The 25061-nt window shown below is 64.9% G+C and carries 25 protein-coding genes; 17 read left to right on the top strand and 8 right to left on the bottom strand.

From position 1 onward, the window contains the following. Position 1: 1 nt before the first annotated feature. Positions 2–310 (bottom strand): ATP-dependent Clp protease adapter ClpS, encoded by a 309-nt coding sequence (clpS, locus tag C0099_RS09450; protein WP_102248456.1) that lies wholly within the window; start codon positions 308–310, stop codon positions 2–4. 399 nt (positions 311–709) lie between these two features. Here clpS and C0099_RS09445 point away from each other — a divergent pair, with 399 nt between their 5' ends. After that, complete coding sequence (locus C0099_RS09445; RefSeq protein WP_102247208.1) at positions 710–913, top strand: cold-shock protein; 204 nt, start codon at positions 710–712, stop codon at positions 911–913. Positions 914–1005: 92 nt separating this feature from the next. Here C0099_RS09445 and rpmG read toward each other — a convergent pair whose 3' ends face one another. Both rpmG and rpmB read right to left on the bottom strand, forming a co-directional pair. Then, complete coding sequence (gene rpmG / locus C0099_RS09440) at positions 1006–1173, bottom strand: 50S ribosomal protein L33 (RefSeq protein ID WP_102247207.1); 168 nt, start codon at positions 1171–1173, stop codon at positions 1006–1008. Positions 1174–1209: 36 nt separating this feature from the next. Next, positions 1210–1446: a 50S ribosomal protein L28 gene (gene rpmB / locus C0099_RS09435; protein ID WP_102247206.1), complete on the bottom strand. Its 237-nt coding sequence runs from the start codon at positions 1444–1446 to the stop codon at positions 1210–1212. Between the two features lie 212 nt (positions 1447–1658). Here rpmB and acnB point away from each other — a divergent pair, with 212 nt between their 5' ends. Then, a complete protein-coding gene (gene acnB / locus C0099_RS09430) occupies positions 1659–4256 on the top strand; it encodes a bifunctional aconitate hydratase 2/2-methylisocitrate dehydratase (protein WP_102247205.1) in 2598 nt (865 codons plus the stop codon). 43 nt (positions 4257–4299) lie between these two features. On the opposite strand, the gene C0099_RS09425 is transcribed toward acnB, so the two are convergent. From C0099_RS09425 to C0099_RS09415, 3 genes are all read right to left on the bottom strand, one after another. After that, complete coding sequence (locus C0099_RS09425; protein WP_102247204.1) at positions 4300–5193, bottom strand: adenylate/guanylate cyclase domain-containing protein; 894 nt, start codon at positions 5191–5193, stop codon at positions 4300–4302. A gap of 47 nt (positions 5194–5240) precedes the next feature. Further along, the gene (locus C0099_RS09420; RefSeq protein WP_102247203.1) at positions 5241–6233 is read right to left on the bottom strand and encodes an HpcH/HpaI aldolase/citrate lyase family protein; all 993 of its coding nucleotides are present in this window, start codon (positions 6231–6233) and stop codon (positions 5241–5243) included. 97 nt (positions 6234–6330) lie between these two features. Further along, a complete protein-coding gene (locus tag C0099_RS09415; protein WP_102247202.1) occupies positions 6331–7320 on the bottom strand; it encodes a malate dehydrogenase in 990 nt (329 codons plus the stop codon). 208 nt (positions 7321–7528) lie between these two features. Between C0099_RS09415 and C0099_RS09410 the strand changes: the two genes are divergently transcribed. The 13 genes from C0099_RS09410 to C0099_RS09350 all read left to right on the top strand — a co-directional run bounded on the left by C0099_RS09410 (position 7529) and on the right by C0099_RS09350 (position 20763). Further along, positions 7529–8257 carry a GntR family transcriptional regulator gene (locus tag C0099_RS09410; protein ID WP_102247201.1) on the top strand — a complete coding sequence of 243 codons (729 nt, stop codon included), beginning with the start codon at positions 7529–7531 and terminating at the stop codon, positions 8255–8257. Positions 8258–8325: 68 nt separating this feature from the next. Further along, positions 8326–8712 carry a succinate dehydrogenase, cytochrome b556 subunit gene (gene sdhC / locus C0099_RS09405; protein ID WP_102247200.1) on the top strand — a complete coding sequence of 129 codons (387 nt, stop codon included), beginning with the start codon at positions 8326–8328 and terminating at the stop codon, positions 8710–8712. Continuing rightward, complete coding sequence (sdhD, locus tag C0099_RS09400; protein ID WP_102247199.1) at positions 8706–9059, top strand: succinate dehydrogenase, hydrophobic membrane anchor protein; 354 nt, start codon at positions 8706–8708, stop codon at positions 9057–9059. Before sdhC ends, sdhD begins: the two co-directional genes overlap by 7 nt. Further along, on the top strand, positions 9056–10849 hold the full coding sequence (gene sdhA, locus C0099_RS09395; RefSeq protein WP_102247198.1) for a succinate dehydrogenase flavoprotein subunit: 1794 nt from the start codon (positions 9056–9058) through the stop codon (positions 10847–10849). The genes sdhD and sdhA overlap by 4 nt, the downstream gene beginning before the upstream one ends. 15 nt (positions 10850–10864) lie before the next feature. Beyond that, on the top strand, positions 10865–11575 hold the full coding sequence (locus tag C0099_RS09390) for a succinate dehydrogenase iron-sulfur subunit (RefSeq protein WP_102247197.1): 711 nt from the start codon (positions 10865–10867) through the stop codon (positions 11573–11575). Continuing rightward, positions 11572–11844, top strand: coding sequence for an FAD assembly factor SdhE (locus C0099_RS09385; RefSeq protein WP_102247196.1), 273 nt, complete (start codon positions 11572–11574; stop codon positions 11842–11844). Before C0099_RS09390 ends, C0099_RS09385 begins: the two co-directional genes overlap by 4 nt. Before the next feature lie 56 nt (positions 11845–11900). Next, complete coding sequence (gltA, locus tag C0099_RS09380) at positions 11901–13193, top strand: citrate synthase (RefSeq protein ID WP_102247195.1); 1293 nt, start codon at positions 11901–11903, stop codon at positions 13191–13193. Positions 13194–13342: 149 nt separating this feature from the next. After that, positions 13343–16171, top strand: a complete 2829-nt coding sequence (locus C0099_RS09375; RefSeq protein ID WP_102247194.1) for a 2-oxoglutarate dehydrogenase E1 component — start codon at positions 13343–13345, stop codon at positions 16169–16171. A gap of 46 nt (positions 16172–16217) precedes the next feature. Beyond that, complete coding sequence (gene odhB / locus C0099_RS09370; RefSeq protein WP_102247193.1) at positions 16218–17456, top strand: 2-oxoglutarate dehydrogenase complex dihydrolipoyllysine-residue succinyltransferase; 1239 nt, start codon at positions 16218–16220, stop codon at positions 17454–17456. Between the two features lie 69 nt (positions 17457–17525). Next, the gene (gene lpdA, locus C0099_RS09365; RefSeq protein WP_102247192.1) at positions 17526–18953 is read left to right on the top strand and encodes a dihydrolipoyl dehydrogenase; all 1428 of its coding nucleotides are present in this window, start codon (positions 17526–17528) and stop codon (positions 18951–18953) included. 38 nt (positions 18954–18991) lie between these two features. Next, positions 18992–20083 (top strand): cell division protein ZapE, encoded by a 1092-nt coding sequence (zapE, locus tag C0099_RS09360; protein ID WP_102247191.1) that lies wholly within the window; start codon positions 18992–18994, stop codon positions 20081–20083. A 61-nt stretch (positions 20084–20144) separates the two neighbouring features. Next, positions 20145–20459: a type II toxin-antitoxin system RelE/ParE family toxin gene (locus C0099_RS09355; RefSeq protein ID WP_332870246.1), complete on the top strand. Its 315-nt coding sequence runs from the start codon at positions 20145–20147 to the stop codon at positions 20457–20459. Further along, complete coding sequence (locus C0099_RS09350) at positions 20452–20763, top strand: addiction module antidote protein (protein ID WP_102247190.1); 312 nt, start codon at positions 20452–20454, stop codon at positions 20761–20763. The genes C0099_RS09355 and C0099_RS09350 overlap by 8 nt, the downstream gene beginning before the upstream one ends. Here the strand turns inward: C0099_RS09350 and C0099_RS09345 are convergent. Beyond that, positions 20760–20954 carry a type II toxin-antitoxin system HicB family antitoxin gene (locus C0099_RS09345; protein ID WP_199797589.1) on the bottom strand — a complete coding sequence of 65 codons (195 nt, stop codon included), beginning with the start codon at positions 20952–20954 and terminating at the stop codon, positions 20760–20762. The genes C0099_RS09350 and C0099_RS09345 overlap by 4 nt on opposite strands. A gap of 757 nt (positions 20955–21711) precedes the next feature. Between C0099_RS09345 and C0099_RS09340 the strand changes: the two genes are divergently transcribed. Together C0099_RS09340 and C0099_RS09335 are read left to right on the top strand one after the other, a co-directional pair. Beyond that, a complete protein-coding gene (locus tag C0099_RS09340) occupies positions 21712–23682 on the top strand; it encodes an ATP-dependent DNA helicase (RefSeq protein WP_102247188.1) in 1971 nt (656 codons plus the stop codon). 113 nt (positions 23683–23795) lie between these two features. Continuing rightward, complete coding sequence (locus C0099_RS09335) at positions 23796–24230, top strand: hypothetical protein (RefSeq protein WP_123785236.1); 435 nt, start codon at positions 23796–23798, stop codon at positions 24228–24230. Positions 24231–24245: 15 nt separating this feature from the next. On the opposite strand, the gene C0099_RS09330 is transcribed toward C0099_RS09335, so the two are convergent. Further along, positions 24246–24992 (bottom strand): GGDEF domain-containing protein, encoded by a 747-nt coding sequence (locus C0099_RS09330; protein ID WP_102247186.1) that lies wholly within the window; start codon positions 24990–24992, stop codon positions 24246–24248. Between the last annotated feature and the right edge of the window lie 69 nt (positions 24993–25061).

The raw sequence follows: 25061 nt of genomic DNA, 5'->3' as shown, positions 1-25061 counted from the left end.
CTCAGTTTTCCTCCATCACGCACGCCAGCGGGTGCTGGTGCTGCCGGGCAAAAGACACGACCTGCTCGACCTTGGTCGCCGCGACATCCCTCGGGAAGATGCCGCACACTCCTGAACCTTCCGTGTGCACTTGGAGCATGACACGCGTTGCCCGTTCGCGGTCCATGCCAAAAAATTGCTGCAGGACAATCACGACGAACTCCATCGGGGTGAAATCGTCGTTAAGCACCAGCACCTTGTAGAGCGGCGGCGGTTTGGTCTGCGTGCGCTCCGTTTCCAGTACGGAATCACTCTGTTTGTCGGTGGCCATGAGGCTCATTCTAATCCAGTCGGAGGAGAGTGCAACAAGTGCCGAAGAAGCTTGAGAGCAGGAGGTTCTGGCACTTTTACAACAACCCGGGTGTTGCGCCGCAGCAACTTTTTGCTTGATTTAAGCTTCTGAAAGAAAAAGAAAAAAATGGATGGGGCGCGGATGCATTGCGGGTCGTCGGGCATGCTCTTCATGCACATTGGGCGAAATCCCCAATATTTTCTTGACGCTCTCATATCAAGTGCGTAAAAGCAGAAATCGTGTTTGATGCAACGTACTGAACGGGCACAGTTTCCGTCGCCTGCAGCGCAGGCTGGAACCGGGCTCGATCCGATGCCGCATTGACGCAACCGCGGGCGATGCCTGCGTTACTCAGTTCATTTGAAGGATCTAGGCAATATGGCAACTGGTACCGTTAAGTGGTTCAACGACTCCAAGGGTTTCGGTTTCATTACCCCGGACGACGGAAGCGAAGATCTGTTCGCGCATTTTTCCGCGATCAACATGAGCGGGTTCAAGTCCCTGAAGGAAGGCGAGAAGGTCTCGTTCGAAGTGACCCAGGGGCCCAAGGGCAAGCAGGCCTCGAACATCCAGAAGGCCTGATCACCGCTGCAGAAGGTGCCCGGGTTCTTGGTGCCTGAAAGCAAAAAGCCGCTGAATCAGCGGCTTTTTTTCGTTCGCGGGTGGGTGTTCGCTCACTTGAGCTTCACTTCCTTGTACAGGACGTGCTTGCGAACCACCGGGTCGTACTTCATGAACTCGAGCTTGTCCGGCGTGGTGCGCTTGTTCTTCGCGCAGGTGTAGAAGTGACCGGTGCCGGCCGTCGATTCAAGCTTGATTTTTTCGCGTGCGCCTTTGGCCATGCTGTTCTCCGTTCGGTTGCTTGGGCGAGCCCGGCGTCAGACCTTCTCGCCGCGGGCGCGAAGGTCGGCGACGATGGTGTCGATGCCCTTCTTGTCGATCGTGCGCAGCGCGGCGTTCGACACGCGCAGGCGGATCCAGCGGTTCTCGGCCTCGCTCCAGAACTTGCGGTTCTGCAGGTTCGGCAGGAAGCGACGCTTGGTCTTGTTGTTCGCGTGGGAAACGTTGTTTCCCACCATCGGTGCTTTACCGGTCACTTGACAGACGCGGGCCATGGCTTGCTCCAGGGTTCGGATTTCTCGAAAACGCGTAAATATACAGGAGCATGGCCCGGCCGCGCAAGTGCGAGCGAGCAAACATCCTGCGGACTGCCTGCGGGCCGAAGCCAGATCGTGTCGCTGGCTACGTTCGCCTAACTCTTATAAAAGACATATAATCCCGGCCGGCCTCATTCGGGGGCCGATCAACCAGGAATAAAGGAACCGACGTGCTGCAAGCCTACCGTGCTCATGTCGCCGAGCGTCAAGCCCTCGGCATTCCCCCGTTGCCGCTCGATCGCGCGCAAACGACCGAACTCGTACGCCTGCTGCTGGACCCGCCGGCCGGAGAGGCGGACTTCCTGCTCGAGTTGCTGACACATCGCGTGCCTGCGGGCGTCGACGACGCGGCGCGCGTCAAGGCCGACTTTCTCGCCGCCATTGCGCGCGGCGAGACGGTCTGCGCGCTCGTCGATCGCGTGCGTGCGGTGAAACTGCTGGGCACCATGCTGGGCGGATTCAACATCAAGCCCTTGATCGAGCTGCTCGACGACGCAGAAGTTGGCGCGAGCGCGGCCGATGCACTCAAGCACACGCTGCTGATGTTCGACTACTTCCACGACGTGCGCGAGCGCGCGGACAAGGGTAGCGCGAATGCGCGTGCGGTGATGCAGTCCTGGGCCGACGCCGAATGGTTCACCAGCCGTCCCGAAGTGCCGGCGTCGATGAAGATCACGGTCTTCAAGGTCACCGGCGAGACCAACACCGACGATTTGTCGCCGGCACCGGACGCCTGGTCGCGCCCGGACATTCCGCTGCACGCACTGGCCATGCTGAAGAACCCGCGTGCCGGCATCGAGCCGGAAGAAGCCGGCGTGCGCGGTCCGGTCAAGTTCTTGCAGGATCTGCGCGCGCGCGGCAACGTCGTGGCCTATGTGGGTGACGTGGTCGGCACGGGTTCGTCGCGCAAGTCGGCCACCAACTCCGTGCTGTGGTTCACCGGCGAGGACATTCCGCACGTGCCGAACAAGCGCTTCGGCGGCGTGTGTCTGGGCAGCAAGATCGCGCCGATCTTCTTCAACACCATGGAAGACGCGGGTGCGCTGCCGATCGAGATCGACGTCAATCAGATGGACATGGGCGACGAGATCGAGCTGCGCATCGACCACGCCAAGGCGGAAGTCACTGCGTTGAAGAACGGCGAGCAGATCGCGCACAGCACGCTCAAGACGCCGGTGATCCTGGATGAAGTGCGCGCGGGGGGGCGCATCCCGCTGATCATCGGACGCGGCCTGACCGCCCGTGCGCGCGAGGCGCTGGGCCTGCCGCCCTCGACCCTGTTCCGCCTGCCGCAGGCGCCGGCCGATTCCGGCAAGGGCTTCTCGCTGGCGCAGAAGATGGTCGGCCGCGCCTGCGGCCTGCCGGAAGGGCAGGGGATCCGCCCCGGCACCTACTGCGAGCCGCGCATGACCACGGTGGGCTCGCAGGACACCACCGGCCCGATGACGCGCGACGAGCTCAAGGATCTGGCCTGCCTCGGCTTCTCGGCCGATCTGGTGATGCAGTCCTTCTGCCACACCGCGGCCTACCCCAAGCTGGTCGACGTGCGCATGCACCGCGAACTGCCGGGCTTCATCACCAACCGCGGCGGCGTGTCGCTCAAGCCCGGTGACGGCGTGATCCACTCCTGGCTCAACCGCCTGCTGCTGCCCGACACCGTCGGCACCGGTGGCGACTCGCACACGCGCTTTCCGATCGGCATCTCCTTCCCGGCCGGTTCCGGTCTGGTGGCCTTCGCCGCCGCCACCGGCGTGATGCCGCTGGACATGCCCGAATCCGTGCTGGTGCGCTTCAAGGGGCAGATGCAGCCGGGCGTGACCCTGCGCGATCTGGTCAACGCGATTCCCTACTACGCCATCCAGAAGGGCCTGCTGACGGTGGAGAAGAAGGGCAAGAAGAACATCTTCTCGGGCCGCATCCTGGAAATCGAAGGGCTGCCGGATCTCAAGGTGGAGCAGGCCTTCGAACTGTCCGACGCCTCGGCCGAGCGTTCCGCCGCGGGCTGCACGGTGCATCTGGACAAGGCGCCGATCATCGAATACATGCGCTCCAACATCACGCTGATGAAATGGATGATCGCCAACGGCTACGAAGACCGCCGCACGCTCACCCGCCGCATCCAGGCGATGGAGGCGTGGATCGCCGATCCGCAACTGCTCGCGGGCGATGCGGACGCCGAGTACGCCGCCGTGATCGAGATCGACCTGGCCGACGTCAAGGAGCCGCTGGTGGCCTGTCCGAACGATCCGGACGACGTGAAGCCGTTGTCGCAAGTGGCCGGCGACAAGATCGACGAGGTCTTCATCGGCTCGTGCATGACCAACATCGGCCACTTCCGCGCCGCCGGCAAGGTGCTCGACGGCAAGAGCGACATCCCGACCCGGCTGTGGATCGCGCCGCCGACCAAGATGGACGCGATGATCCTCAACGAGGAAGGCTATTACTCGGTGCTCGGCAAGTCCGGCGCGCGCATGGAGATGCCGGGCTGCTCGCTGTGCATGGGCAACCAGGCGCAGATCCGCAAGGGCAGCACCGCGATGTCGACCTCCACGCGCAACTTCCCCAACCGCCTGGGCATCGACACCCGCGTCTATCTGGGTTCGGCCGAACTGGCTGCGGTGTGCGCGCTGATGGGCCGCATCCCGACGCCGGCCGAGTATCTGCAGCAGGTCAGCGTGGTCAACGAGAAGGCCGCCGACATCTACCGCTACATGAACTTCGACCAGATCGCGGAGTTCCGCGAGGTGGCCGACTCGGTCGAGCTCTGAAGGCAGCGCGATACAGACAGAACGGGGCCCGCGGGCCCCGTTTTCATGCGCAAAGGTATTCGATGGCCAGCGGATTGCGTTCGCGGCTGCGTCCCAGCGACACCCAACCCGTGCCATGCAGCACGACCTCCTCGCGGCTGAGGATGAATTCCGGCGTGTCGCCGATCGTCACATAGGTGCCGTTGCTGCTGTGGTCGCGCAGCACGAACTTGTCGCCACGCAATTCGATTTCGGCATGATTGCGCGAGGCGCGCTGATCCTCGACGTGTACTTCCGACTCCGGATCGCGGCCCAGACGGGCGAGCGGGCGCCAGCCATTGATCTGGACCCGCTGTCCGTGGAAGTTCAGTCGCAGTTCGACTTCGTCGGGCAGGGTGGTCGGCAGGCCGAACACGCTGGTGGTCTCGCCGCTGGAGTCGCAGCGCAACTCGAACAGGTCCACCGGCCGGCTCGCCCCGCGCAGCACGCGCGGCGGCATCGGCGCGAGCAGTTCGCGCCAGCCCGGACTCATGCGCGTGGCGCTGGCGCCGGTGGTCAGCGCCCGCCCCGGTGCGGCAATCGAGACCAGGCGTGAAGCCAGGTTGACGGTCTCACCGAACACGTCCGTACCGCTGCGAATGATGGTGCCGGTGTGAAAGCCGATGCGCACCGACAGACCCTGCGTGGAAACCGCCGGACATTCGAGCATCGTCGAGTGAATTCCGAGCGCGCTGTCGGCGGCGGCGTCCGGGTTTGGCAGCAGGGCCATCAGGCCGTCGCCGGTGTATTTGATGACGCGCCCGCCGCGGTTGAGCACGACCTCGCTGGCGTGGCCGAGGCAACGCGTGACCACCGAGAATGCCGTGCGGTCGCCGATCTGCTCGTACAGGCGGGTGCTGCCGACCACGTCGAGGAACAGCACGGTGTTTTCGCCGGGATCGCGGGGGGCTGCATGCATTGGCGCATTGTAATTCAATGTGCATTAATGCGCAGTTTGCTCGATCTTCAGTCGAAAAAGCGCCGGCGTGCCTCGGTGTCGATCTCCATGCCGGTGGTGCGTGCACGCACCAGCAGCTCCCAGTAATAGCGGTAGGAAGCGCGGTCGTGCAGCTTGCCCGCGTGCTGGATGGGCCCCCAGGACGCTTCCTGCGCGGCGATCAGGATCTCGGCCGCAGCGCTCACTTCCGAGTAGTCCGGGCGCATGGCGTCGACGATGGGCTGAATCTGGTTGGGGTGAATGCTCCACATGCGCAGGAAGCCGAACTCGCGGCGCGCGCGACGCGCATCGTCGCCGATGCGCTCGATATCGCGCAGTTCGGTGGTGACGTTGTGCGCCGGCACCACGCCGTTGGCCAGCGCCGCGGCGACGATCTCGGTCTTGGCGCGCACGATCAGCGGATGGGTGAATTGCCCCGGGCTGACCATCTCGGCGCCGGACAGCGCGCCATGGTGCGCGGAGACGAAATCCATGATGCCGAAATCAACCGATTCCACGCCCTCGAGCGCGGCGATCTGCCAGATCTCGCGCAGGGCGCCATGGGTTTCGATCAGCACATGAACCGGGATCGCGCGTGTCACGCCGTGTTCGGCTTCGATGGCGCGCAGCGCCTGCACCTGGTCGCGCACGTCGGCTGCCGAGCGCGCCTTGGGCAGCGTGACGAAGGCCAATCGATGACCGGCGCCGCGCACCAGGATGTCCAGATCCTGCCGCCACAGCGCATGCGTGATGTCGTGGATGCGCGCGCCCACGCGCCCGAAGCGGTTGTCGCCGCCGGCAGCCAGCTCGGCCGCCATGGTCGCGTGTTCGGACTCGGCACCGGCATGCGCGCCGTCCTCGCAGTCGAAAGTCACGTCGAACACCGGGCCGAGCTCGGCTTGCAGTGCGAGCGCCTTGCGCATCAGCTTCTCGGCGCCGGCGTAGTGGTCGACGGCGGGCAGCACGGGGAAGGGCTTTTCGGCGTCGAACAGCACCTCGGCCGGGTGGTTTCGATCGGTCATCGGTCAGTCTCCGTCGCGGCGGGCGTTCATTCTCGCCCGTCTCTCAGACAAAAAAAACGCACGGCGCACCGTGCGTTGTCGCGCGATGGCGCGGACTTCAGAGCAAGTCCTTGACGCCCTCGCGCTCTTCGAGCAGTTCGTCGAGGGTGCGCTGGATGCATTCCTGCGAGAACGCGTCGAACTCCAGGCCCTTGACCACTTCGTACTCGCCGTTCTTGGTGATGCACGGCACGCCGAAGATGATGCCCTCGGGCACGCCGTAGCTGCCGTCGGAGGGCACGCCCATGGTGACCCATTCTCCGTTCGAGCCCAGCCACCAGTCACGCATGTGGTCGATCGCGGCGTTGGCGGCGGATGCGGCTGAAGACAGGCCACGTGCCTCGATGACGGCCGCGCCGCGCTTGCCCACCTTGGGCAGGAAGGTCTCGCGGTTCCATGCCTCGTCGTTGATCAGATCCTTGACCTTGTCGCCGTTGGACGTCACCAGGCGGTAGTCGGCGTACATGGTCGGCGAGTGGTTGCCCCACACCACCAGGTCCTTGAGGCTGGCCACCGGGCGGCCGCTCTTGGCCGCCAGTTGCGACAGTGCGCGGTTGTGGTCGAGACGCAGCATCGCGGTGAAGTTCTTCGCCGGAACGCGACCGTGCTTCTCGGCCGTCTTCATGGCGATGTAGGCGTTGGTGTTGCACGGGTTGCCGACGACCAGCACCTTGCAGTCCGGGTCGGCGTGCTGGCCGATGGCCGCGCCCTGCACGGTGAAGATCTTGGCGTTCTCGGCCAGCAGGTCCTTGCGTTCCATGCCGGGGCCGCGCGGACGGGCACCAACGAGCAGGGCGACCTGGGCATCCTTGAACGCGACGTTGGGGTCATCCGATGCGCTCATGCCGGCGAGCAGCGGAAAGGCGCAATCCTCGAGTTCCATCATTACGCCAGTGAGCGCTTTCTGTGCCTGCGGCAGGTCGAGCAGTTGCAGGATGACAGGCTGATCCTTGCCCAACATCTCGCCGCTGGCAATGCGAAACAGCAGGCTGTAGCCGATCTGGCCAGCGGCGCCGGTGACGGCGACACGAACGGGGGATTTGCTCATTTCGATGCTCCATGAATTTGGTGAGAAGAGGGTTCGTCGGCTGCGCGGCGACGTGGATCGGAACCTTGCGGGCGAGTCGAATCTCGGGCGCGCAGATGGTAGTGGCTGAGGGGCGAGAAGTCAAAATGCCAAGCATGAAGTCTTATGTCTTATATAAGACAGGAGATGGTAGATAGACGCGTTTCGATTTTTGTGCTGAAATGCCGCGATGACCAGCGAGTCGCCCACCTTCAGCCCGCTCTACCGGCAGATCAAGGACCTGATGATTCAGGCCCTCGAGGCTGGCGAATGGCAGCCCGGCCAGCTCATTCCGAGCGAGCAGGAGTTCGCGCTGCGCTTCGGCGTCTCGCAGGGCACGGTGCGCAAGGCAATTGACGAACTGGCCGCCGAGAACCTGCTGGTACGCCGCCAGGGCAAGGGCACCTTCGTGGCGACGCACCAGGACCCGCGCGCGCTCTTCCGCTTCCTGCGGCTGGTGCCCGTCGAAGGGCAGCTTAGCACCCCGGAGAGCATCCCGCTGGAGTGCTGGCGCGCCAAGGCCGGCGTCGAGGCGGCGCGCATGCTGGGGCTGCGCCAGGGCGACCCGATCATGATCGTGCGCCGCCTGTTGCGCTTCGACGGCAAGCCGGTGGTGATCGACGAGATCTATCTGTCGGGCGAGCAGTTCAAGGGGCTGACGCTGGAATTGCTGCAATCATGGACCAGTTCGCTCTACAGCCTGTTCGAGCACCGTTTCGGCGTGCGCATGATCCGCGCGAGCGAGAGCATCCGCGCGGTGGCCGCCGACCGTTCGGCGGCCGAAGCGCTCAAGGTTCCCGAAGGCAAGCCCCTGCTGTCGGTCGAGCGCGTAACCTACACCTATGGCGACAAGCCGGTGGAGTGGCGGCGCGGCCTGTATCTGACGGACGAACATTTCTACCTGAACGAACTGAACTGAAGCGAGCTCCGGCCGCGCCGGAATTGATAATCGCGGCCTGCCGGCCGCAGAGCGGGAGGTCCAAAGTCATGTCGCAAGCAACGGCGCGAAAACGCCCGAAGCATCTTGCCCTGCACCAGATACGCCAGCCGCTGCCGGCGATCATCTCGATCCTGCATCGCGTCAGCGGTGCCGGCTTGTTCCTGTGTCTGCCGTTGCTGCTGTGGCTGTTCGATCGCAGTCTGGGCTCGGCGACCGCCTTCGACGCCTATCGCGAAGTGGTGGGCAATCCGCTGGTCAAGCTGGTGTTGTTCGGCCTGCTGTGGGCCTATCTGCATCACTTCTGTGCCGGCATCCGCTTTCTGCTGCTCGATGTGCACGTGGGCGACGATCTGCAGCCCGGGCGACGCAGCGCGATGGCGGTGCTGGTCGTCAGCCTGCTGCTGACCATCGTGATCGGGGTGGCGCTATGGTGAAACGCATCGTCGTCGGCGCCCACTACGGCGTAAAGGACTGGATCGCCCAGCGCGCCACTGCGCTCTACATGGCGATCTACACGGTGATCTTCGCCATCGCCGTGCTGTGCATGCCGGAGTTCTCGCACGCTGCCTGGCGGGAGTTGTTCTCCGGCGGCTTCATGGCGTTCACCACTTTCCTGTTCTTCCTGGCGCTCTTCTATCACGCGTGGATCGGCGTGCGGGACATCTTCATGGACTACATCAAGCCCACCGGGCTGCGCCTGGCGCTGCACCTGATCGTGGCCTTCCTGCTTGTCGGCTACGCCGGCTGGGCGGCGCAGATTCTCTGGAGACTGTCGGCGTGAACATTCCCAAGCACACTTTCGACGCGGTCATCGTCGGCGCCGGCGGCGCCGGCCTGCGTGCCGCACTGCAACTGGCCGAGTCCGGCCTCAAGACGGCGGTGCTGACCAAGGTCTTCCCGACGCGCTCGCACACCGTGGCGGCGCAGGGCGGGGTGGCCGCTTCGCTGGGCAACTCGACCGAGGACAACTGGCACTGGCACATGTACGACACCGTCAAGGGCTCGGACTGGCTGGGCGACCAGGACGCCATCGAGTTCATGTGCCGACGCGCCAACGAGGTCGTCGTCGAACTCGAGCACTACGGCATGCCCTTCGACCGGTTGGACAACGGCAAGATCTACCAGCGCCCCTTCGGTGGCCACTCGCAGAACTACGGCCAGACGCCGGTATCGCGCTCGTGCGCGGCGGCCGACCGTACCGGCCACGCCATGCTGCACGCGCTGTATCAGCGCAACGTACGTGCCAACACCCATTTCTACGTCGAGTGGCTGGCGCTGGATCTGATCCGCGACGCCTTCGGCAACGTGCTCGGCGTCACCGCGCTGGAAATGGAAACCGGCGAGGTCGCGATCTTCCACAGCCGCGCGACGATTTTCGCCACTGGTGGTGCGGGGCGCATCTACCACAGTTCCACCAATGCCTTCATCAACACCGGTGACGGCTGCGGCATGGCCGCGCGCGCCGGCATCCCGCTCGAGGACATGGAGTTCTGGCAGTTCCACCCCACCGGCGTGGCCGGCGCGGGCGTGCTCATCACCGAGGGCGTGCGCGGCGAGGGCGGCATTCTGCGCAACGCCAGCGGCGAGCGCTTCATGGAGCGCTACGCGCCCAATCTCAAGGATCTGGCTTCGCGCGACATCGTCTCGCGTGCGATGACCACCGAAATCAACGAAGGGCGCGGTTGCGGCCCGGACAAGGACTTCGTGCTGCTCGACATCACGCATCTGGCGCCCGAGACCATCATGAAGCGCCTGCCAGGCATCCGCGAGATCGCGATCCGCTTCGCCGGCGTCGATCCGATCCGCGAGCCGATTCCGGTGGTGCCGACCTGCCATTACCAGATGGGCGGCATCCCCACCAACTACAAGGGTCAGGTGGTCGTGCCGGCCAGTGACGACCCGGCCACGCCGGTGACCGGCTTCTACGCCGCCGGTGAGTGCGCCTGTGCCTCGGTGCACGGCGCCAACCGCCTGGGTACCAACTCGCTGCTCGACCTGCTGGTATTCGGCAAGTCGGCTGGCGAGAGCGTGGTCGAAGACATCGAGGCCGGCGACCTGCCGCTGCGCCCGCTACCGGTCGACGCAGCCGAGCGTTCGCTGGCGCGCATCGATCGTCTGGACAGCCAGACCAATGGCGAGAGCGTCTACGAGGTCGGCCAGGACATGCGTCGCTCGATGCAGAAGCACGCCGGCGTGTTCCGTTTCGCCGAGTTGCTGCGCGAGGGCGTGATGCAGATCAACGAGATCGCCGAGCGCGCGCGCCATACCGAGATCGGCGACAAGTCCAAGGTATGGAATACCGCCCGCGTCGAGGCACTGGAACTGGACAACCTGATCGAGGTGGCACGCTCGACCATCGTCTCGGCCGAGGCACGACGCGAATCGCGTGGTGCACACGTTCGCGACGATGCACCGGACACGCCCGAGTTTCCCAACGGGCGCAACGACCACGAATGGCTCAAGCACACGCTGTGGTACAGCGACGGCGACCGCCTCGAGTACAAGCCGGTGAATCTCAAGCCGCTTGAAGAGGACACCCGCCCGATCGCGCTCGCCAAGCGCATCTACTGAGTGCCGGAGGACGACATGAGCACCACCGAACTGGCCTTCAAGATCTACCGCTACGATCCGGATCGTGACGACAAGCCGTGGATGCAGGACATCACGGTCACGCTCGAGCCGTCCGACAAGAAGCTGCTCGACGCACTGGTGCGGCTCAAGGCCAAGGACGATTCGTTGTCCTACCGCCGCTCCTGCCGCGAGGGCGTGTGCGGCTCGGACGCGATGAACATCAACGGCAAGAACGGCCTGGCGTGCATGACCGACATCGCCGACCTCAAGCAACCGGTGGTGCTGCGGCCGCTGCCCGGCCTGCCGGTGATCCGTGACCTGATTGTCGACATGACCCAGTTCTTCAAGCAGTACCACTCGATCAAGCCCTATCTGATCAATGAAGAGCCCGCTCCCGAGCGCGAGCGCCTGCAGTCGCCGGCCGAGCGCGAGGAACTCAACGGCCTGTACGAATGCATCCTGTGCGCGTGCTGTTCGACCGCCTGTCCGTCGTTCTGGTGGAACCCGGACAAATACGTCGGCCCCGCCGGGCTTCTCAACGCCTACCGGTTCATCGCCGATACGCGCGATCAGGCCACCAGCGAGCGTCTCGACAACCTGGAAGACCCATACCGCTTGTTCCGCTGTCACTCGATCATGAACTGCGTGGATGTCTGCCCGAAGGGGCTGAATCCGATGCGCGCGATCGGCAAGATCAAGAACATGCTCGCGGAGCGCGCCGTATGACTCCCCCCGCCGTTCACGCGTCCGGCGCCCGCGCGCCGGTGCGTCGCGGGCAACTCCGTTGGCACTGCCGCCGCGCCCTGCTCGAGCTCGACCTTGTTCTGGAGCGCTTTATTGAGCGACACTTCGAGGTTCTCGAAGATCAGCAGTTGGCGGACCTCCAGGATTTGCTGCAGTGCGAAGACCATGACCTGTGGGCCATGGTCAATGGCAGCGAGCAATGCCCTGAGGAGCGCTGGAGAAAAATCATCGCGTTGATGCAGCAGGCGTGAGCCCGGCCGCGCGACGTCGAGAAGACAACGATTCAGGCAAGCATAAGGGAAGACCCATGAGCAACGAACGCATCGCAACGCTGTCCGTGGACGGCAACAGCCACGAGTTTCCGATTCTCAGTGGCACCCACGGCAACGATGTCATCGACATCCGCACGCTGGGTGGCAAGACCGGCATGTTCACGTACGACTCCGGCTTTCTGTCGACCGGCAGCTGCAAGTCGGCGATCACCTTCATCGACGGCGACAAGGGTGAACTGCTGTATCGGGGTTATCCAATCGAACAGCTTGCCGACCAGTGCACCTTCCTGGAAGTGGCCTATCTGCTGCGCAAGGGCGAATTGCCCAACGCCGCGCAGAAGGACGAGTTCGAGCGTTCGATCAAGAACCACGCGATGCTGCACGACCAGCTCATGCGCTTCTACAACGGCTTCCGCCGTGACGCGCACCCGATGGCCATCATGGTCGGCATCGTCGGCGCGCTGTCGGCCTTCTACCACGAGGCCATGGACTTCTCCGACGAGGAGCACCGCACCATGTCGGTCTATCGCCTGATCGCGAAGCTGCCGACCATCGTCGCCATGGCCTACAAGTACAACATGGGCCAGCAGTTCATGTTCCCGCGCAACGACCTGAACTACGCGGAGAACTTCATGCACATGATGTTCGCCACGCCGTGCGAGGAGTACAAACCCAATCCGGTGGTGGCGCACGCGCTCGACGTGATCTTCACGCTGCATGCCGACCACGAGCAGAACGCTTCGACCTCCACCGTGCGTCTGGCCGGTTCCTCGGGCGCCAACCCTTTCGCCTGCATCTCGGCCGGCATCGCCTGCCTGTGGGGACCGGCACACGGCGGCGCCAACGAGGCCTGCCTCAACATGCTCGAGGAGATCGGCGACGTCTCGCGCGTGGGCGAGTACATCAAGCGTGCCAAGGACAAGGATGATTCCTTCCGCCTGATGGGCTTCGGCCACCGTGTCTACAAGAACTACGACCCGCGCGCCAAGCTCATGCGCAAGGTGTGCTACGACGTGCTCGGCGAGTTGGGTCTGGAGAACGACCGCCTGTTCAAGCTCGCGATGGAGCTCGAGCGCATCGCCCTCGAGGACGATTTCTTCGTCGAGCGCAAGCTCTACCCGAACGTGGATTTCTATTCCGGCATCGTGCAGAAGGCCATCGGCATTCCCACCTCGATGTTCACCTGCGTGTTCGCGCTCGCGCGCACCGTGGGCTGGATCACGCAGTGGGAGGAGATGATCACCGATCCGGAATACAAGATCGGTCGCCCGCGCCAGCTCTATGTGGGTCCGGCGCGGCGCGATGTGCCGGACATGGCGCAGCGGTGATGCCCATGCTGGCGGAGCCCGATGCCCCGACTCCCGCATGATCCGTACAGCGGGATGGCCGCTGCGCGCGGCTGTCCCTTTTTTGCTTGGTCAGTGGCGGGGTACGACCGAATGTTGAAGCAGCAGACCCCAGTGAGCAGGTGACACCCATGATGAAAGAGCGCAGATCGACGTCCTACCTCTTCGGCAGCAACGCTCCGTTCGTCGAAGAGCTGTACGAGTCCTATCTGGCCGATCCGGCCTCGGTCTCGGACACTTGGCGCGACTATTTCGACAAGCTGCAGGCGCAGGCCGGCGCGGCCGTGCGCGACGTCGCCCACGGCCCGGTGGTCGAGGCATTCGCGCAAATGGGCAAGCAGCCGCGCATGCGCACGGTCTCTGCTGGCGACGACGACAAGCTGCAGGTCAAGACCCTGCAGCTCATCAACGCCTACCGCTTCCTGGGCAACCGCTGGGCCAACATCGATCCGCTCAAGCGCACCGAGCGCCCCGACGTGCCCGAACTCGAGCCGTCCTACTACGGCTTCACCGAGGCCGATCTCAATCGCAGCTTCAACGTCGGCTCCTTCCACGGCTTCGATGGCGAACATGCCACGCTGCGCGAGATTCTCGAGGCCATCCGCCAGACCTACTGCGGCTCGATCGGCATCGAGTACATGTACATCGCCGACATTCAGCAAAAGCGCTGGATCCAGCGCCGGCTCGAGAGCATCCGCGCCACGCCCGGCTACGACGTCGACACCAAGCGTCGCATCCTCGGTCGCGTCACCGCGGCCGAGACGCTGGAGCGCTATCTGCACACCAAGTACGTCGGCCAGAAGCGCTTCTCGCTCGAGGGCGCCGAATCGATGATCGTCGCGATGGACGAGATCGTGCGCGTTTGCGGCAACAACGGCGCCAAGGAAATCGTCATCGGCATGGCGCACCGCGGGCGTCTCAACCTGCTCGTCAACATCCTCGGCAAATCGCCGTCGATGCTGTTCTCCGAGTTCGAGGGCAAGGCCGCGACCGACCTGTCCTCGGGCGACGTGAAGTACCACCTGGGCTTTTCCAGCGATGTCATGAGCCCCGGCGGTCCGGTGCACCTGACACTGGCCTTCAACCCGTCGCACCTGGAGATCATCAATCCGGTGGTCGCCGGTTCGGTGTATGCGCGCCAGTTCCGTCGCGCAGACGAGGACAAGAAGGAAGTCGTCGGTGTGCTCATCCACGGCGATGCCGCGGTGGCCGGGCAGGGCGTCAACCAGGAGATGCTCAACTTCTCGCAGACGCGTGGCTACGGTACCGGCGGCACGGTGCACATCGTCGCCAACAACCAGATCGGCTTCACCACGTCGGACCCGCGCGACACGCGCTCGTCGCTGTACTGCACCGACATCTTCAAGATGGTCGAGGCGCCGATCTTCCATGTGAACGGTGACGACCCGGAAGCGGTGGCGCTGGTCACGCAGCTCGCGGTGGATTTTCGCAACGAATTCAAGAAGGACGTGGTCGTCGACATCGTGTGCTTCCGCAAGCTCGGCCACAACGAGCAGGACGAGCCCATGGTCACGCAGCCGCTGATGTACCGCAAGATCGCCTCGCACCCGGGCACGCGCAAGATCTACGCGGATCGTCTCGTCGCCGAAGGCTCGATCGAGGCCGACGAGCCGGACGCCATCATCCGCGACTACCGCGACCACCTGGATCGCGGCGAACTGCTCTACAACCCGGTGCTGTCGGGCTTTTCCAGCAAGTATGCGGTGGACTGGACGCCCTTCATGGGCCAGCCCTATACCGACGAGGCCGACACCGCCATTCCGCTGGCCGAGGCGCAGCGCCTGGCCGAGCGCCTGACCGCCATCCCCGAGGGCTTCGACGTGCATTCGCGCGTGGAGAAGATCCTCAAGGACCGCGCCGCGATGGGGCGCGGCGAACTGCCGCTGGACTGGGGCATGGGCGAGAACCTCGCCTACGCGTCGCTACTCGCGCAAGGCTACGGCGTGCGGCTGTCGGGCGAGGACGTGGGGCGCGGCACCTTCTTCCATCGCCACGCCGTGATTCATGACCAGCGCCGCGAACGCTGGAACGATGGCAACTGGATTCCGCTCGAGGGCGTGCGCGAAGGGCAGGGCGTGTTCCAGTGCTATGACTCGGTGCTGTCCGAGGAAGGCGTGCTGGCCTTCGAGTACGGCTACGCCACCGCCGAGCCCAACCAGCTCGTGGTGTGGGAGGCGCAGTTCGGCGACTTCGTCAACGGCGCACAAGTGGTGCTCGACCAGTTCATCAGCTCGGGCGAATCCAAGTGGGGGCGACTGTGCGGCCTGACCCTGCTGCTGCCTCACGGCTATGAAGGCCAGGGGCCGGAGCATTCGTCGGCGCGCATCGAGCGGCTGATGAACAACGCCGCCGAGGACAACTGGCAGATCTGCGCGCCGACCACGCCCGCCCAGATCTTCCACCTGCTGCGCCGGCAGATGTTGCGCAAGGTGCGCAAGCCGCTGGTGATCATCTCGCCCAAGTCGCTGCTGCGCCACAAGGAGGCGGTGTCCTCGCTTGCGGATCTGGTCGAGGGCGGCTTCCGGACCGTGATCGGTGAGACGGAGGCGCTCGACGAGAGCAAGGTCAAGCGCGTCGTGCTGTGCCAGGGAAAGATCTACTACGAACTGCTTGCCTATCGCCGCGAGCAAGGCATCACCGACACTGCCCTGGTGCGTCTGGAGCAGCTCTATCCGTTCCCCGCCGATGCGGCCGGTGCGGCGCTGGACCGCTTCCCGAACGCCAAGGAATTCGTCTGGTGCCAGGAAGAGCCGCGCAACCAGGGGGCCTGGTACTGGCTCGCCTCGCGCCAGCACCTGGCCAACGTCATCGGCCCCAAGCGCAAGCTGCTGCTGGTGTCGCGCCCGGGTTCGGCGTCGCCCGCGGTGGGCTATTTCGCCAAGCACAGCATGCAGCAGAAGACCGTCATCGAAAACGCTTTCGGTCCGCTCAGGGACTGACCCGGCCCGCTCGGGTCAACAGAACAGGCAACAGGGAGAACACTCCATGCTGATTGAAGTGAAGGTGCCGCAACTGTCCGAATCAGTGTCCGAAGCGACGCTGGTGACGTGGCACAAGAAGGAAGGCGATGCAGTCTCGCGTGACGAGAACCTCATCGATATCGAGACCGACAAGGTCGTGCTCGAAACGCCCGCGCCCGGCGACGGCGTGATCGTGAAGATCGTCAAGGGCGATGGCGAGACGGTCGCCTCGGGCGAACTGATCGCGCAGATCGACACCGAGGCCAAGGGCGCGAGCGGCAAGAAGGACGAGGCGCCGGCGGACGACGGCAAGAAGGAAAAGGCCGCGCCCGCGCCGGCCGCATCCTCGTCCGCGTCCGCCTCGGGCAGCGCCAGCCCGGCCGCGCGCAAGATTCTCGAGGAGAAGGGCATGTCGGCCGACGAGGTGTCCGGCTCCGGGCGCGGCGGTCGCGTGACCAAGCAGGACGCCGTGTCCGCCGAAAAGCGCGAGGCACAGGCCGAGCCGGCCGCGTCCACGGCCGGAACCAGCGCCACCTCGCGCAGCATCGAGCGCGACGCGGCCGACCGCCCCGAGGAGCGCGTGCCGATGACGCGATTGCGCGCGCGCATCGCCGAGCGCCTGATCCAGTCCAAGAACGAGAACGCCATCCTGACGACCTTCAACGAGGTCAACATGGCGCCCGTCATCGAGTTGCGCAAGAAGTACGGCGAGCGCTTCGAGAAGGCCCACGGCGTGCGCCTGGGCTTCATGGGCTTCTTCGTCAAGGCGGTGGTCGCCGCGCTCAAGAAGTACCCCATCGTCAACGCCTCGGTCGACGGCAACGACATCGTCTATCACGGCTATATCGACGTGGGCATCGCCGTGGGCAGCCCGCGCGGTCTGGTCGTGCCCATCATCCGCGACGCCGACCTGCTGTCGATCGCCGACATCGAGAAGAAGATCGGCGAGTTCGGCGCCAAGGCCAAGGACGGCAAGCTCACCATGGAAGAGCTCACCGGCGGCACCATCTCGATCTCCAACGGCGGCGTGTTCGGCTCGATGCTGTCGACGCCCATCATCAACCCGCCGCAGTCGGCCATCCTCGGCATCCACGCCACCAAGGATCGCCCGGTGGTCGAGAACGGCGAGATCGTGATCCGCCCGATCAACTACCTCGCGCTGTCCTACGACCACCGCATCATCGACGGCCGCGAGGCCGTGCTGAGCCTGGTCGCGATCAAGGAGGCGCTGGAAGACCCGGCGCGCCTGATCCTCGACCTGTAACCGACGCGCGCGGCAGCGGGCGATCCCCGCCGGCCGCGCGCCGCCCCATCCGAACGGAGACGAACACCGATGTCCACCCGAGAATTCGACGTACTCGTGATCGGCGGCGGGCCGGGCGGCTATGTCGCGGCCATCCGCGCCGCCCAGCTCGGCTACAAGACCGCCTGCTGCGAGTCCGAAGCCTATGCCGACCCCAAGGGCGAACCCCGCCTGGGCGGCACCTGCCTGAACGTCGGCTGCATCCCGTCCAAGGCGCTGCTGCACACCTCGCACCTGTTCGAGGAGGCCGGTCACGGCTTCGCCGACCAGGGCATCGTCGTCGGCAAGCCCAGGATCGACGTGGCGAAGATGCTCGAGCGCAAGAACGCCATCGTCGACCAGCTCACCGGCGGCATCAAGGGCCTGTTCAAGAAGAACAAGGTCACCTTCATTGCCGGCCACGGGCGCTTCGTCAAGCGCGACGGCGAGCGCTGGCTGATCAAGGTCGGCGAGGAGGAAGTGCTCGCGGGCCAGGTCGTCGTCGCCACCGGCTCCAAGCCGCGCCATCTGCCCGGCATCGAGGTCGACAACAAGACCGTCTGCGACAACGTCGGCGCGCTCGATCTGGAAAGCGTGCCCAAGAAGCTCGCCGTGATCGGCGCCGGCGTGATCGGCCTGGAGATGGGCTCGGTGTGGCGCCGCCTGGGTGCCGAAGTCACCGTCCTCGAAGCTCTGCCGGATTTCCTCGGCGCGGCCGATGTGGATGTGGGCAAGGAAGCGCTCAAGGTCTTCACCAAGCAGGGTCTCGACATCCGCATGGGCTGCAAGATCGGCGAGGTCAAGAAGACCCGCAGCGGCGTGTCCATCGAATACACGGACAAGGACGGCAAGTCCCAGAAGCTCGCCGCCGACCGCCTGGTCGTGTCGGTCGGCCGCGTGCCCAACACTGACGGGCTGGACGCCGACCGCGTCGGCCTCAAGCTCGATGATCGCGGCTTCGTCGAGGTCGACGAGCACTGCGCCAGTTCGTTGCCCGGCGTGTGGGCGGTGGGCGACGTGGTGCGCGGCCCGATGCTCGCCCACAAGGCGATGGAGGAGGGCGTCATGGTCGCCGAGCGCATCGACGGCCAGGCCGGCCACTGCAATCTGGACACCGTGCCGTGGGTGATCTACACCGCGCCCGAGATCGCCTGGGTCGGCAAGACCGAGCAGCAGTTGAAGAAGGACGGCGTCAAGTACCGCGCCGGCAAGATCCCCTTCGCCTTCAACGGTCGCGCCATGGGCATGGCCGCCCCGGAAGGCTTCGCCAAGATCCTCGCGGATGCCGACACCGACCGCATCCTCGGCGTACACATCGTCGGCGCGAATGCCTCCGAACTGATCGCCGAGGCCGTCGTCGCGATGGAGTTCGACGCCGCCGCCGAAGACCTCGCCCGCATCTGCCACGCCCATCCGACCATGTCGGAAGTGGTGCACGAGGCGGCACTGGCGGTGGACAAGCGGCCGCTGCACTTCTAGCTTCCCACGGCCCGCCGCGCGCGGCCCGTGTCTTACCCATGCCCGAATCCGCGTCCGGCGCCATCACCGCCGCCTACCAGGCCGCGCTCGACGAGCGCGGCTTCACTGCCGACCCCTCGCAGCACGCTGCCATCACGCGGCTGCAGCGCCTGGCAGATGAACTCGCCGCGCCCGCCGGGGGCCTCTTCAGCCGACTGTTCAGCAAGCCAGAGCCGCCGCGCAGCGTCTATCTGTGGGGCGGAGTCGGTCGGGGAAAGAGCTTCGTCATGGACCGCTTCTTCGAGGCCGTGCCGGAGCCGAAGAAGCGCCGCGTGCATTTCCACGCCTTCATGCAGGAAGTGCAGAACGACCTGCGCCGCCTCAACAATGCCCCCGACCCGCTGGCCAGAGTCGTCGAGCGCATCGCGGGTGAAACTCGATTGTTCTGCTTCGACGAATTCCACGTGTCCGACATCGCCGACGCGATGATCCTCGGGCGGCTCCTCGAATCGCTGCTCGAGGCCGGCGTGGTCTTCGTCATGACCTCCAACTATCCGCCCGACGGCCTCTACCCGCACGGCCTGCAGCGCCAGCGCTTCATCCCCACCATAGCCCTGATGAAGCGGCGCTTCGACGTGCTCGAAGTCGACGCCGGCACCGACTACCGCCTGCGCGCGCTTCAAGACATGCAGACCTGGATCGTCCCCGCCGACGCCGCCGCCGAAGCGCGCCTCGCCGATGACTTCGCTCGCCTCGCTCAGCAACCTCCGAAGCCGGGTGAAATCGAAGTGCTCTACCGCATCTTCCCGGTGCGCGCACGTGCCTGCGGCGTCATCTGGTTCGACTTCGCCACCCTGTGCGACGGCCCGCGCTCACAGAACGACTACCTCGAGATCGCCCGCGAACACCACACCCTGCTGCTCTCCGCCGTACCCCGCCTGACCCCGGCGGAGGCCTCCGCCGCGCGCCGCTTCACGTGGCTGATCGACGTGCTGTACGACTGCCGGGTGAATCTGGTCGTCAGCGCTGAGGTCGAGGCGCACGAGGTCTATGTCGAGGGGCAGAACGCGCACGAGTTCGCGCGGACGGTGAGTCGGTTGATCGAGATGCGGGGGAGGGCGTACCTCGCCGAAGCGCATCTCCCTTTGTGAAGAAACCTATATGGCATAATTGCAGTCGTCGCTTTGCCTTAACTGTAGTTTATAAACTACAATGCTTGTGTATCAACTCAAGCAAACAACGGTCTTCGGAAAGTGGGAGTCCAGCCTGCGTGACAAACGTGCGCGGGCTTTGATCGCGTCTCGTCTCGATCGTCTCGCCTACTTTGGTCATGCCGGTGATACGAGGGTTGTCGGGGACGGGATCAGCGAATTGCGGATTCACTACGGCCCCGGTTATCGAATCTATTTCGAAATGCGCGGTAGTTTGCTGATTCTGCTTCTTTGCGGCGGCGACAAGGGCTCGCAGCAGCGGGATATCAAGGCGGCAAAGAAGCTGGCACGAGAATGGGGTGCGCAGAATGATTGATGAACCGACGACCTATGATCCCGCAGTTGCGCTGGTGGACAAGGAGTCGATTGCGCTGTTCATGGCCGAAGCCTTCGAGACGGGAGACGCCGGCTATATCGCCCATGCGCTCGGCGTCGTCGCCCGCGCCAGGGGCATGAGCGAAATCGCCAGGGAGACCGGCCTGTCCCGGGAGCAGCTCTACCGCTCGTTCAGCGACGACGGCAACCCGACGCTGAGAACAACGTTGGCGGTAATGAAAGCATTGGGTATCGAAGTGACCGCGAAACCGCAGGGCATTACGCCGAATATCTGCGAAAACTAACGGCACGGCTCGATGTTCCGTGTCCGGCATACATCCAGGAACGTGTGCAGCGAGCGTGCACCTTCTTCGTGGAGTTCTCCGATGCTGGCGGCATAGAAGTCCGCGCCGCCGTTCAGACCGACGAATTCGCCCCGGAACATTTCAACCTCCGGGTCATAGTTGATCACGGCCAAGTGGTCGTTGATGGTCATGGTGTTCTGCATGTTCATGGTTCAATACTGTTGACGATCGGTTACATGAATCGCATAGCGCAAGCGTAGCGCAACTCGTCGAGTGTTTGGACCATCCGGCGAAATGCCATTCGGATATTTCGCCCTACGATACTACGGTTATTTGCCCTACGATACCTGCCGCTACGTGCCGATCAACTCCGGTGCTTGGCCAAAACCCGGGTTCCGCCATGACAACTGCCAACTATCTCCGTCCTAGCGTATCGAATGGCCATCCACAGGAGCAGGCGTTAATCCGTCGTTGGTGGCACGAAGTTCATGGGGCACGTGGCCGGCTAGTCTGGGAGTACTACTTGGGTGATTGCTACTTGGATGCCATGTGGTTTCCAGAGGCAGACGAACAGGGCATTGAGTATCCAGGTTCTGCCGCGCCCGCGAGATTTCCTATTTCGGGTGTTCCGGTCGTTCTATGTGAAGCCAAGCTTCGACTAACGCCTGAGTTAATCGGCCAGGCGCTCGTATATGGTGCGTTCGCGAGGAGGGCAGGAGCGAACATCCAGTCGATCGTAGTGTTCGCTGAAAATGCACGCCCTGCATTTTCGAGTGCAGCAGAGGACTTGGGACTCGAGGTTGTTCTGCCATGAATCCGCTTAGTTCGGATTAGCGCAGAGTAAACCCCCGGGTGTTGGCCATCCGGCGCAATGCGCTTCGCTTCGCGCCCTACGATACTGCGGCTTGCTACCATTGCGTGTTTCCCGCGACCTAACCACGATCCCTCATGACCGACCTCGCCCATGCCTTCTCGCCCGACGGGCCGCTTGCCCGTGCGATCAACGGGTTTCGGGCGCGGCCGCAGCAGGTGGAGATGGCCGAGCGCATCGAGGCGGCGCTGAAGGACTACGGCGTGCTGGTGGCCGAAGCCGGCACCGGTACGGGCAAGACCTTCGCGTATCTGGTGCCGGCGCTGTTGGCGGGGGGCAAGGTAATCGTGTCGACCGGTACCAAGACGCTGCAAGACCAGCTGTTCAAGCGCGACCTGCCGACGGTGCGCGACGCGCTCAAGGTGCCGGTACGCATGGCGCTGCTCAAGGGGCGGGCGAACTACGTGTGTCCGTATCATCTGGAGCGCAACGCCAGGGAGGGGCGCTTCCAGAGTGCGCAGGACGCGGCGGATCTGCGCAAGATCGTGCGTTTCGCGAAGATCACGAACAGCGGTGACCGGGCCGAGTGCACGGACGTGCGCGAGGATTCGCCCGCGTGGATGGCGGCAACTTCCACGCGCGACAACTGCCTGGGGCAGGAATGCCCCAACGTGAAGGACTGCTTCGTGATGGCCGCGAGGCGCGAGGCCATGGATGCGGACGTGGTGGTGGTGAACCACCACCTGTTCTTCGCCGACGTGATGCTGCGCGACGTCGGCATGGGCGAGCTGCTGCCTACCTGCAACGCGGTGATCTTCGATGAGGCGCACCAGTTGCCGGAGACGGCCAGCCTGTTCTTTGGCGAGAGCGTGTCTACGGCGCAGTTGCTGGAACTGGCGCGCGATACGCGCTCGGAGACGGTGGCCGCGGCGCCGGACTGCCGCGAACTGATCGATGCGGCGCGCACGCTCGAGAAGGCCGCGCGCGATTTGCGCCTGGCCTTCGGCGCCGAGAGTGCGCGCATGGCCTACAGCCAGGCGGTGGCGCGCGAGGGCTTCGCCGACGCGATCGAGGGCGTCGAGAGTGCGTTGGCGGCCTTCGAGGGCATGCTGGAGGCCCAGGCCGAGCGCTCCGAGGGGCTGGGCAACTGTCTGCGCCGCACGCAGGAGATGCGAGCGCGGCTGGCGCGCTGGCAGGCGCCGGAAGACGCCGAGATGATCCGCTGGGTCGAGGTGTTCACCCAGGCGGTCTCGCTCAACGCCACGCCGCTGCATGTGGCCGGCGTGTTCAAGCGCCAGCTCGAAGGGCAGTTGCGCGCATGGATCTTCACCTCGGCCACGCTCGCGGTGGGCAACGATTTCTCCCACTATTGCAACGAGATGGGCCTGTCGTGGCTGGAGAGGCCGCCGGTCACGGCGGTGTGGGGCAGCCCCTTCGATTACGCCGAGCAGGCCATGCTCTACGCGCCCTCGGGCATGCCCGACCCCAATCACCCGGACTACGCCGACGCGGTCGCGGCGACTGCGCTGCCGCTGATCCGTGCCGCGCGCGGACGCGCCTTCGTGCTGTGTACCTCGCTGCGCGCCATGCGTCGCGTGCACGCGCTGATCGCCGAAGGTCTCGCGGCCGGGGATGACGCGCTGCCGCTGCTGCTGCAGGGCGAGGGCTCGCGCACGGAATTGCTGGCGCGTTTCCGCATGCTCGGCAATGCGGTGTTGGTGGCCAGCCAGAGCTTCTGGGAAGGGGTGGACGTGCCGGGTGACGCGCTCAGTCTGGTGGTCATCGACCGCCTGCCGTTCGCGCCGCCGGATGATCCAGTGCTTTCCGCGCGCATCAAGTCGCTGCGCAAGGCCGGCCACAACCCCTTCATGCGCTACCAGTTGCCGCGCGCGGTGATCAGCATGAAGCAGGGCGCCGGGCGGCTGATCCGCAGCGAGACCGACCGCGGCCTGCTGTGCGTGTGCGACCCGCGCATGGTCGGCAAGCCCTACGGCAAGATGGTGTGGCGCAGCCTGCCGCCGATGGGGCGCACGCGCGACGAGGCCGAGGCCGTGGCCTGGCTGGAGGCGCTGGCGCCGCTGGTGGTGCGCGACACCTCTGCCGCATAGGGGTTTTTCCGCCTTATGGCAGCGACCCTTTCGGGGTCATGCTCTCTCTCGTGTCGCCGGATGTCCGCCGCAGAAGCGGGCCGACGCGGCATCGTCTTCAGGGAGGAGAGAGCATGAGTACACGATTCATGCGGCGGCTCGCGTGCGCAACCACGTTGTGCGCGATGCTTGCCGCGTTGGCGACAGCGCCGGCCGCCGCCGGTCAGCCGCCGTCCGGCACCGATTTGTCCGAGCGCATCGACCGCGACATCGGCGCGGTGCTGGGTCGTCATGGTCTGGTGTTCGACGATTCGGAGCTCGGATCGTGGTTTACGCTGCGTACCGGGGTCGATCTGGTCGGCATCGGTGAGGTCTTCTATCTGCTGGAGCTGCATCGCGTCGACGAGGTGCCGCTGGCCGCACGCATGGAAATCATCGAGTACTGCATGCGACTGCATGCCGAGCGCGGCGTGCCCTTTCTGCGCTTGCAGATGCGCGCCGGTCCGCGACAGGCGACCTTGCTGCCGCCCCGGCCGGCGTTCGAGATGGCGGTCGGCAGTCTGTACTGAGCAGGGTCGGGCGGTTCAGCTGGTGGAGGCCGCCGCGGCTGCCACTACGCAGTTGCGACCCTGTGCCTTGGCGCGATAGAGCGCCTCGTCGGCATTGCGCAGCAGTTGGTCGAGGTCGTTCGCGTCGTCGCCCAGTGTGCTCATGCCGAGGCTTGCCGTGATCGCGACCGGCTGCTGCTGGGGGGTTTGCATGCGCATTCCGGCGACGGCCTCGCGCACGCGCTCGGCCACGCGCAGTGCGCCTTCGGCGTCGGTGTCGGGCAACAGCAGCACGAACTCCTCGCCGCCGAAGCGCGCCAGCGTGTCGGATGGACGCAGCACGCGCGAGTCGACCTCGCACATGCCGATCAGTACCTCGTCGCCGAAGGCATGGCCGAAGCGGTCGTTGACGCGCTTGAAGCGATCCAGGTCGAGCATCGCCAGCGACAGTGGGCGTCCGCTCCGTCTGCAGCGCGCGATCTCCTGCTGGGCGCGTTCGATCAGGTAGCGCCGGTTGTGGATGCCGGTGAGCGAATCGGTGGTCGCGAGGCGTTCGAGGTCGGCCGTGCGCTCGGTCACACGGCGTTCGAGCTGCGCGTTCTGCGCGGCCAGCGCCTCGCGCGCTTCGAACAGTTCGCGCTGGGCGGCGATCAGGTCGGTGATGTCGTGCTCGATCGCGACGTAGTGTGTCGGACGGCCGTTCTCGCCGTAGATCGGCGTGAGCAGCATGCGCGCCCAGCCTTCACGGTCGTCATCGCTGCGCACGTGCGCGATCTCGCGCACGTGCGCCCGTCGGAGATCGCGCGACGCATGCGGGCGACAGCTTCGGCGTCGCGTGCATCGCCGTCGAGG

The organism is Pseudazoarcus pumilus (assembly GCF_002872475.1).
In the GTDB taxonomy this organism is placed as follows: domain Bacteria; phylum Pseudomonadota; class Gammaproteobacteria; order Burkholderiales; family Rhodocyclaceae; genus Pseudazoarcus; species Pseudazoarcus pumilus.
The sequence above is the reverse complement of the archived record's forward strand: the minus strand, read 5'-3'. Positions and strand labels throughout refer to the sequence as shown.

Coding starts and splice junctions, on each gene's coding strand:
- clpS (WP_102248456.1), bottom strand. CDS start 310: ATGGCCACCGACAAACAGAGTGATTCCGTACTGGAAACGGAGCGCACG.
- C0099_RS09445 (WP_102247208.1), top strand. CDS start 710: ATGGCAACTGGTACCGTTAAGTGGTTCAACGACTCCAAGGGTTTCGGT.
- rpmG (WP_102247207.1), bottom strand. CDS start 1,173: ATGGCCAAAGGCGCACGCGAAAAAATCAAGCTTGAATCGACGGCCGGC.
- rpmB (WP_102247206.1), bottom strand. CDS start 1,446: ATGGCCCGCGTCTGTCAAGTGACCGGTAAAGCACCGATGGTGGGAAAC.
- C0099_RS09425 (WP_102247204.1), bottom strand. CDS start 5,193: ATGCATGCAGCCCCCCGCGATCCCGGCGAAAACACCGTGCTGTTCCTC.
- C0099_RS09420 (WP_102247203.1), bottom strand. CDS start 6,233: ATGACCGATCGAAACCACCCGGCCGAGGTGCTGTTCGACGCCGAAAAG.
- C0099_RS09415 (WP_102247202.1), bottom strand. CDS start 7,320: ATGAGCAAATCCCCCGTTCGTGTCGCCGTCACCGGCGCCGCTGGCCAG.
- C0099_RS09410 (WP_102247201.1), top strand. CDS start 7,529: ATGACCAGCGAGTCGCCCACCTTCAGCCCGCTCTACCGGCAGATCAAG.
- sdhC (WP_102247200.1), top strand. CDS start 8,326: ATGTCGCAAGCAACGGCGCGAAAACGCCCGAAGCATCTTGCCCTGCAC.
- sdhD (WP_102247199.1), top strand. CDS start 8,706: ATGGTGAAACGCATCGTCGTCGGCGCCCACTACGGCGTAAAGGACTGG.
- C0099_RS09390 (WP_102247197.1), top strand. CDS start 10,865: ATGAGCACCACCGAACTGGCCTTCAAGATCTACCGCTACGATCCGGAT.
- C0099_RS09385 (WP_102247196.1), top strand. CDS start 11,572: ATGACTCCCCCCGCCGTTCACGCGTCCGGCGCCCGCGCGCCGGTGCGT.
- gltA (WP_102247195.1), top strand. CDS start 11,901: ATGAGCAACGAACGCATCGCAACGCTGTCCGTGGACGGCAACAGCCAC.
- C0099_RS09375 (WP_102247194.1), top strand. CDS start 13,343: ATGATGAAAGAGCGCAGATCGACGTCCTACCTCTTCGGCAGCAACGCT.
- odhB (WP_102247193.1), top strand. CDS start 16,218: ATGCTGATTGAAGTGAAGGTGCCGCAACTGTCCGAATCAGTGTCCGAA.
- lpdA (WP_102247192.1), top strand. CDS start 17,526: ATGTCCACCCGAGAATTCGACGTACTCGTGATCGGCGGCGGGCCGGGC.
- zapE (WP_102247191.1), top strand. CDS start 18,992: ATGCCCGAATCCGCGTCCGGCGCCATCACCGCCGCCTACCAGGCCGCG.
- C0099_RS09355 (WP_332870246.1), top strand. CDS start 20,145: ATGCTTGTGTATCAACTCAAGCAAACAACGGTCTTCGGAAAGTGGGAG.
- C0099_RS09350 (WP_102247190.1), top strand. CDS start 20,452: ATGATTGATGAACCGACGACCTATGATCCCGCAGTTGCGCTGGTGGAC.
- C0099_RS09345 (WP_199797589.1), bottom strand. CDS start 20,954: ATGACCATCAACGACCACTTGGCCGTGATCAACTATGACCCGGAGGTT.
- C0099_RS09340 (WP_102247188.1), top strand. CDS start 21,712: ATGACCGACCTCGCCCATGCCTTCTCGCCCGACGGGCCGCTTGCCCGT.
- C0099_RS09335 (WP_123785236.1), top strand. CDS start 23,796: ATGAGTACACGATTCATGCGGCGGCTCGCGTGCGCAACCACGTTGTGC.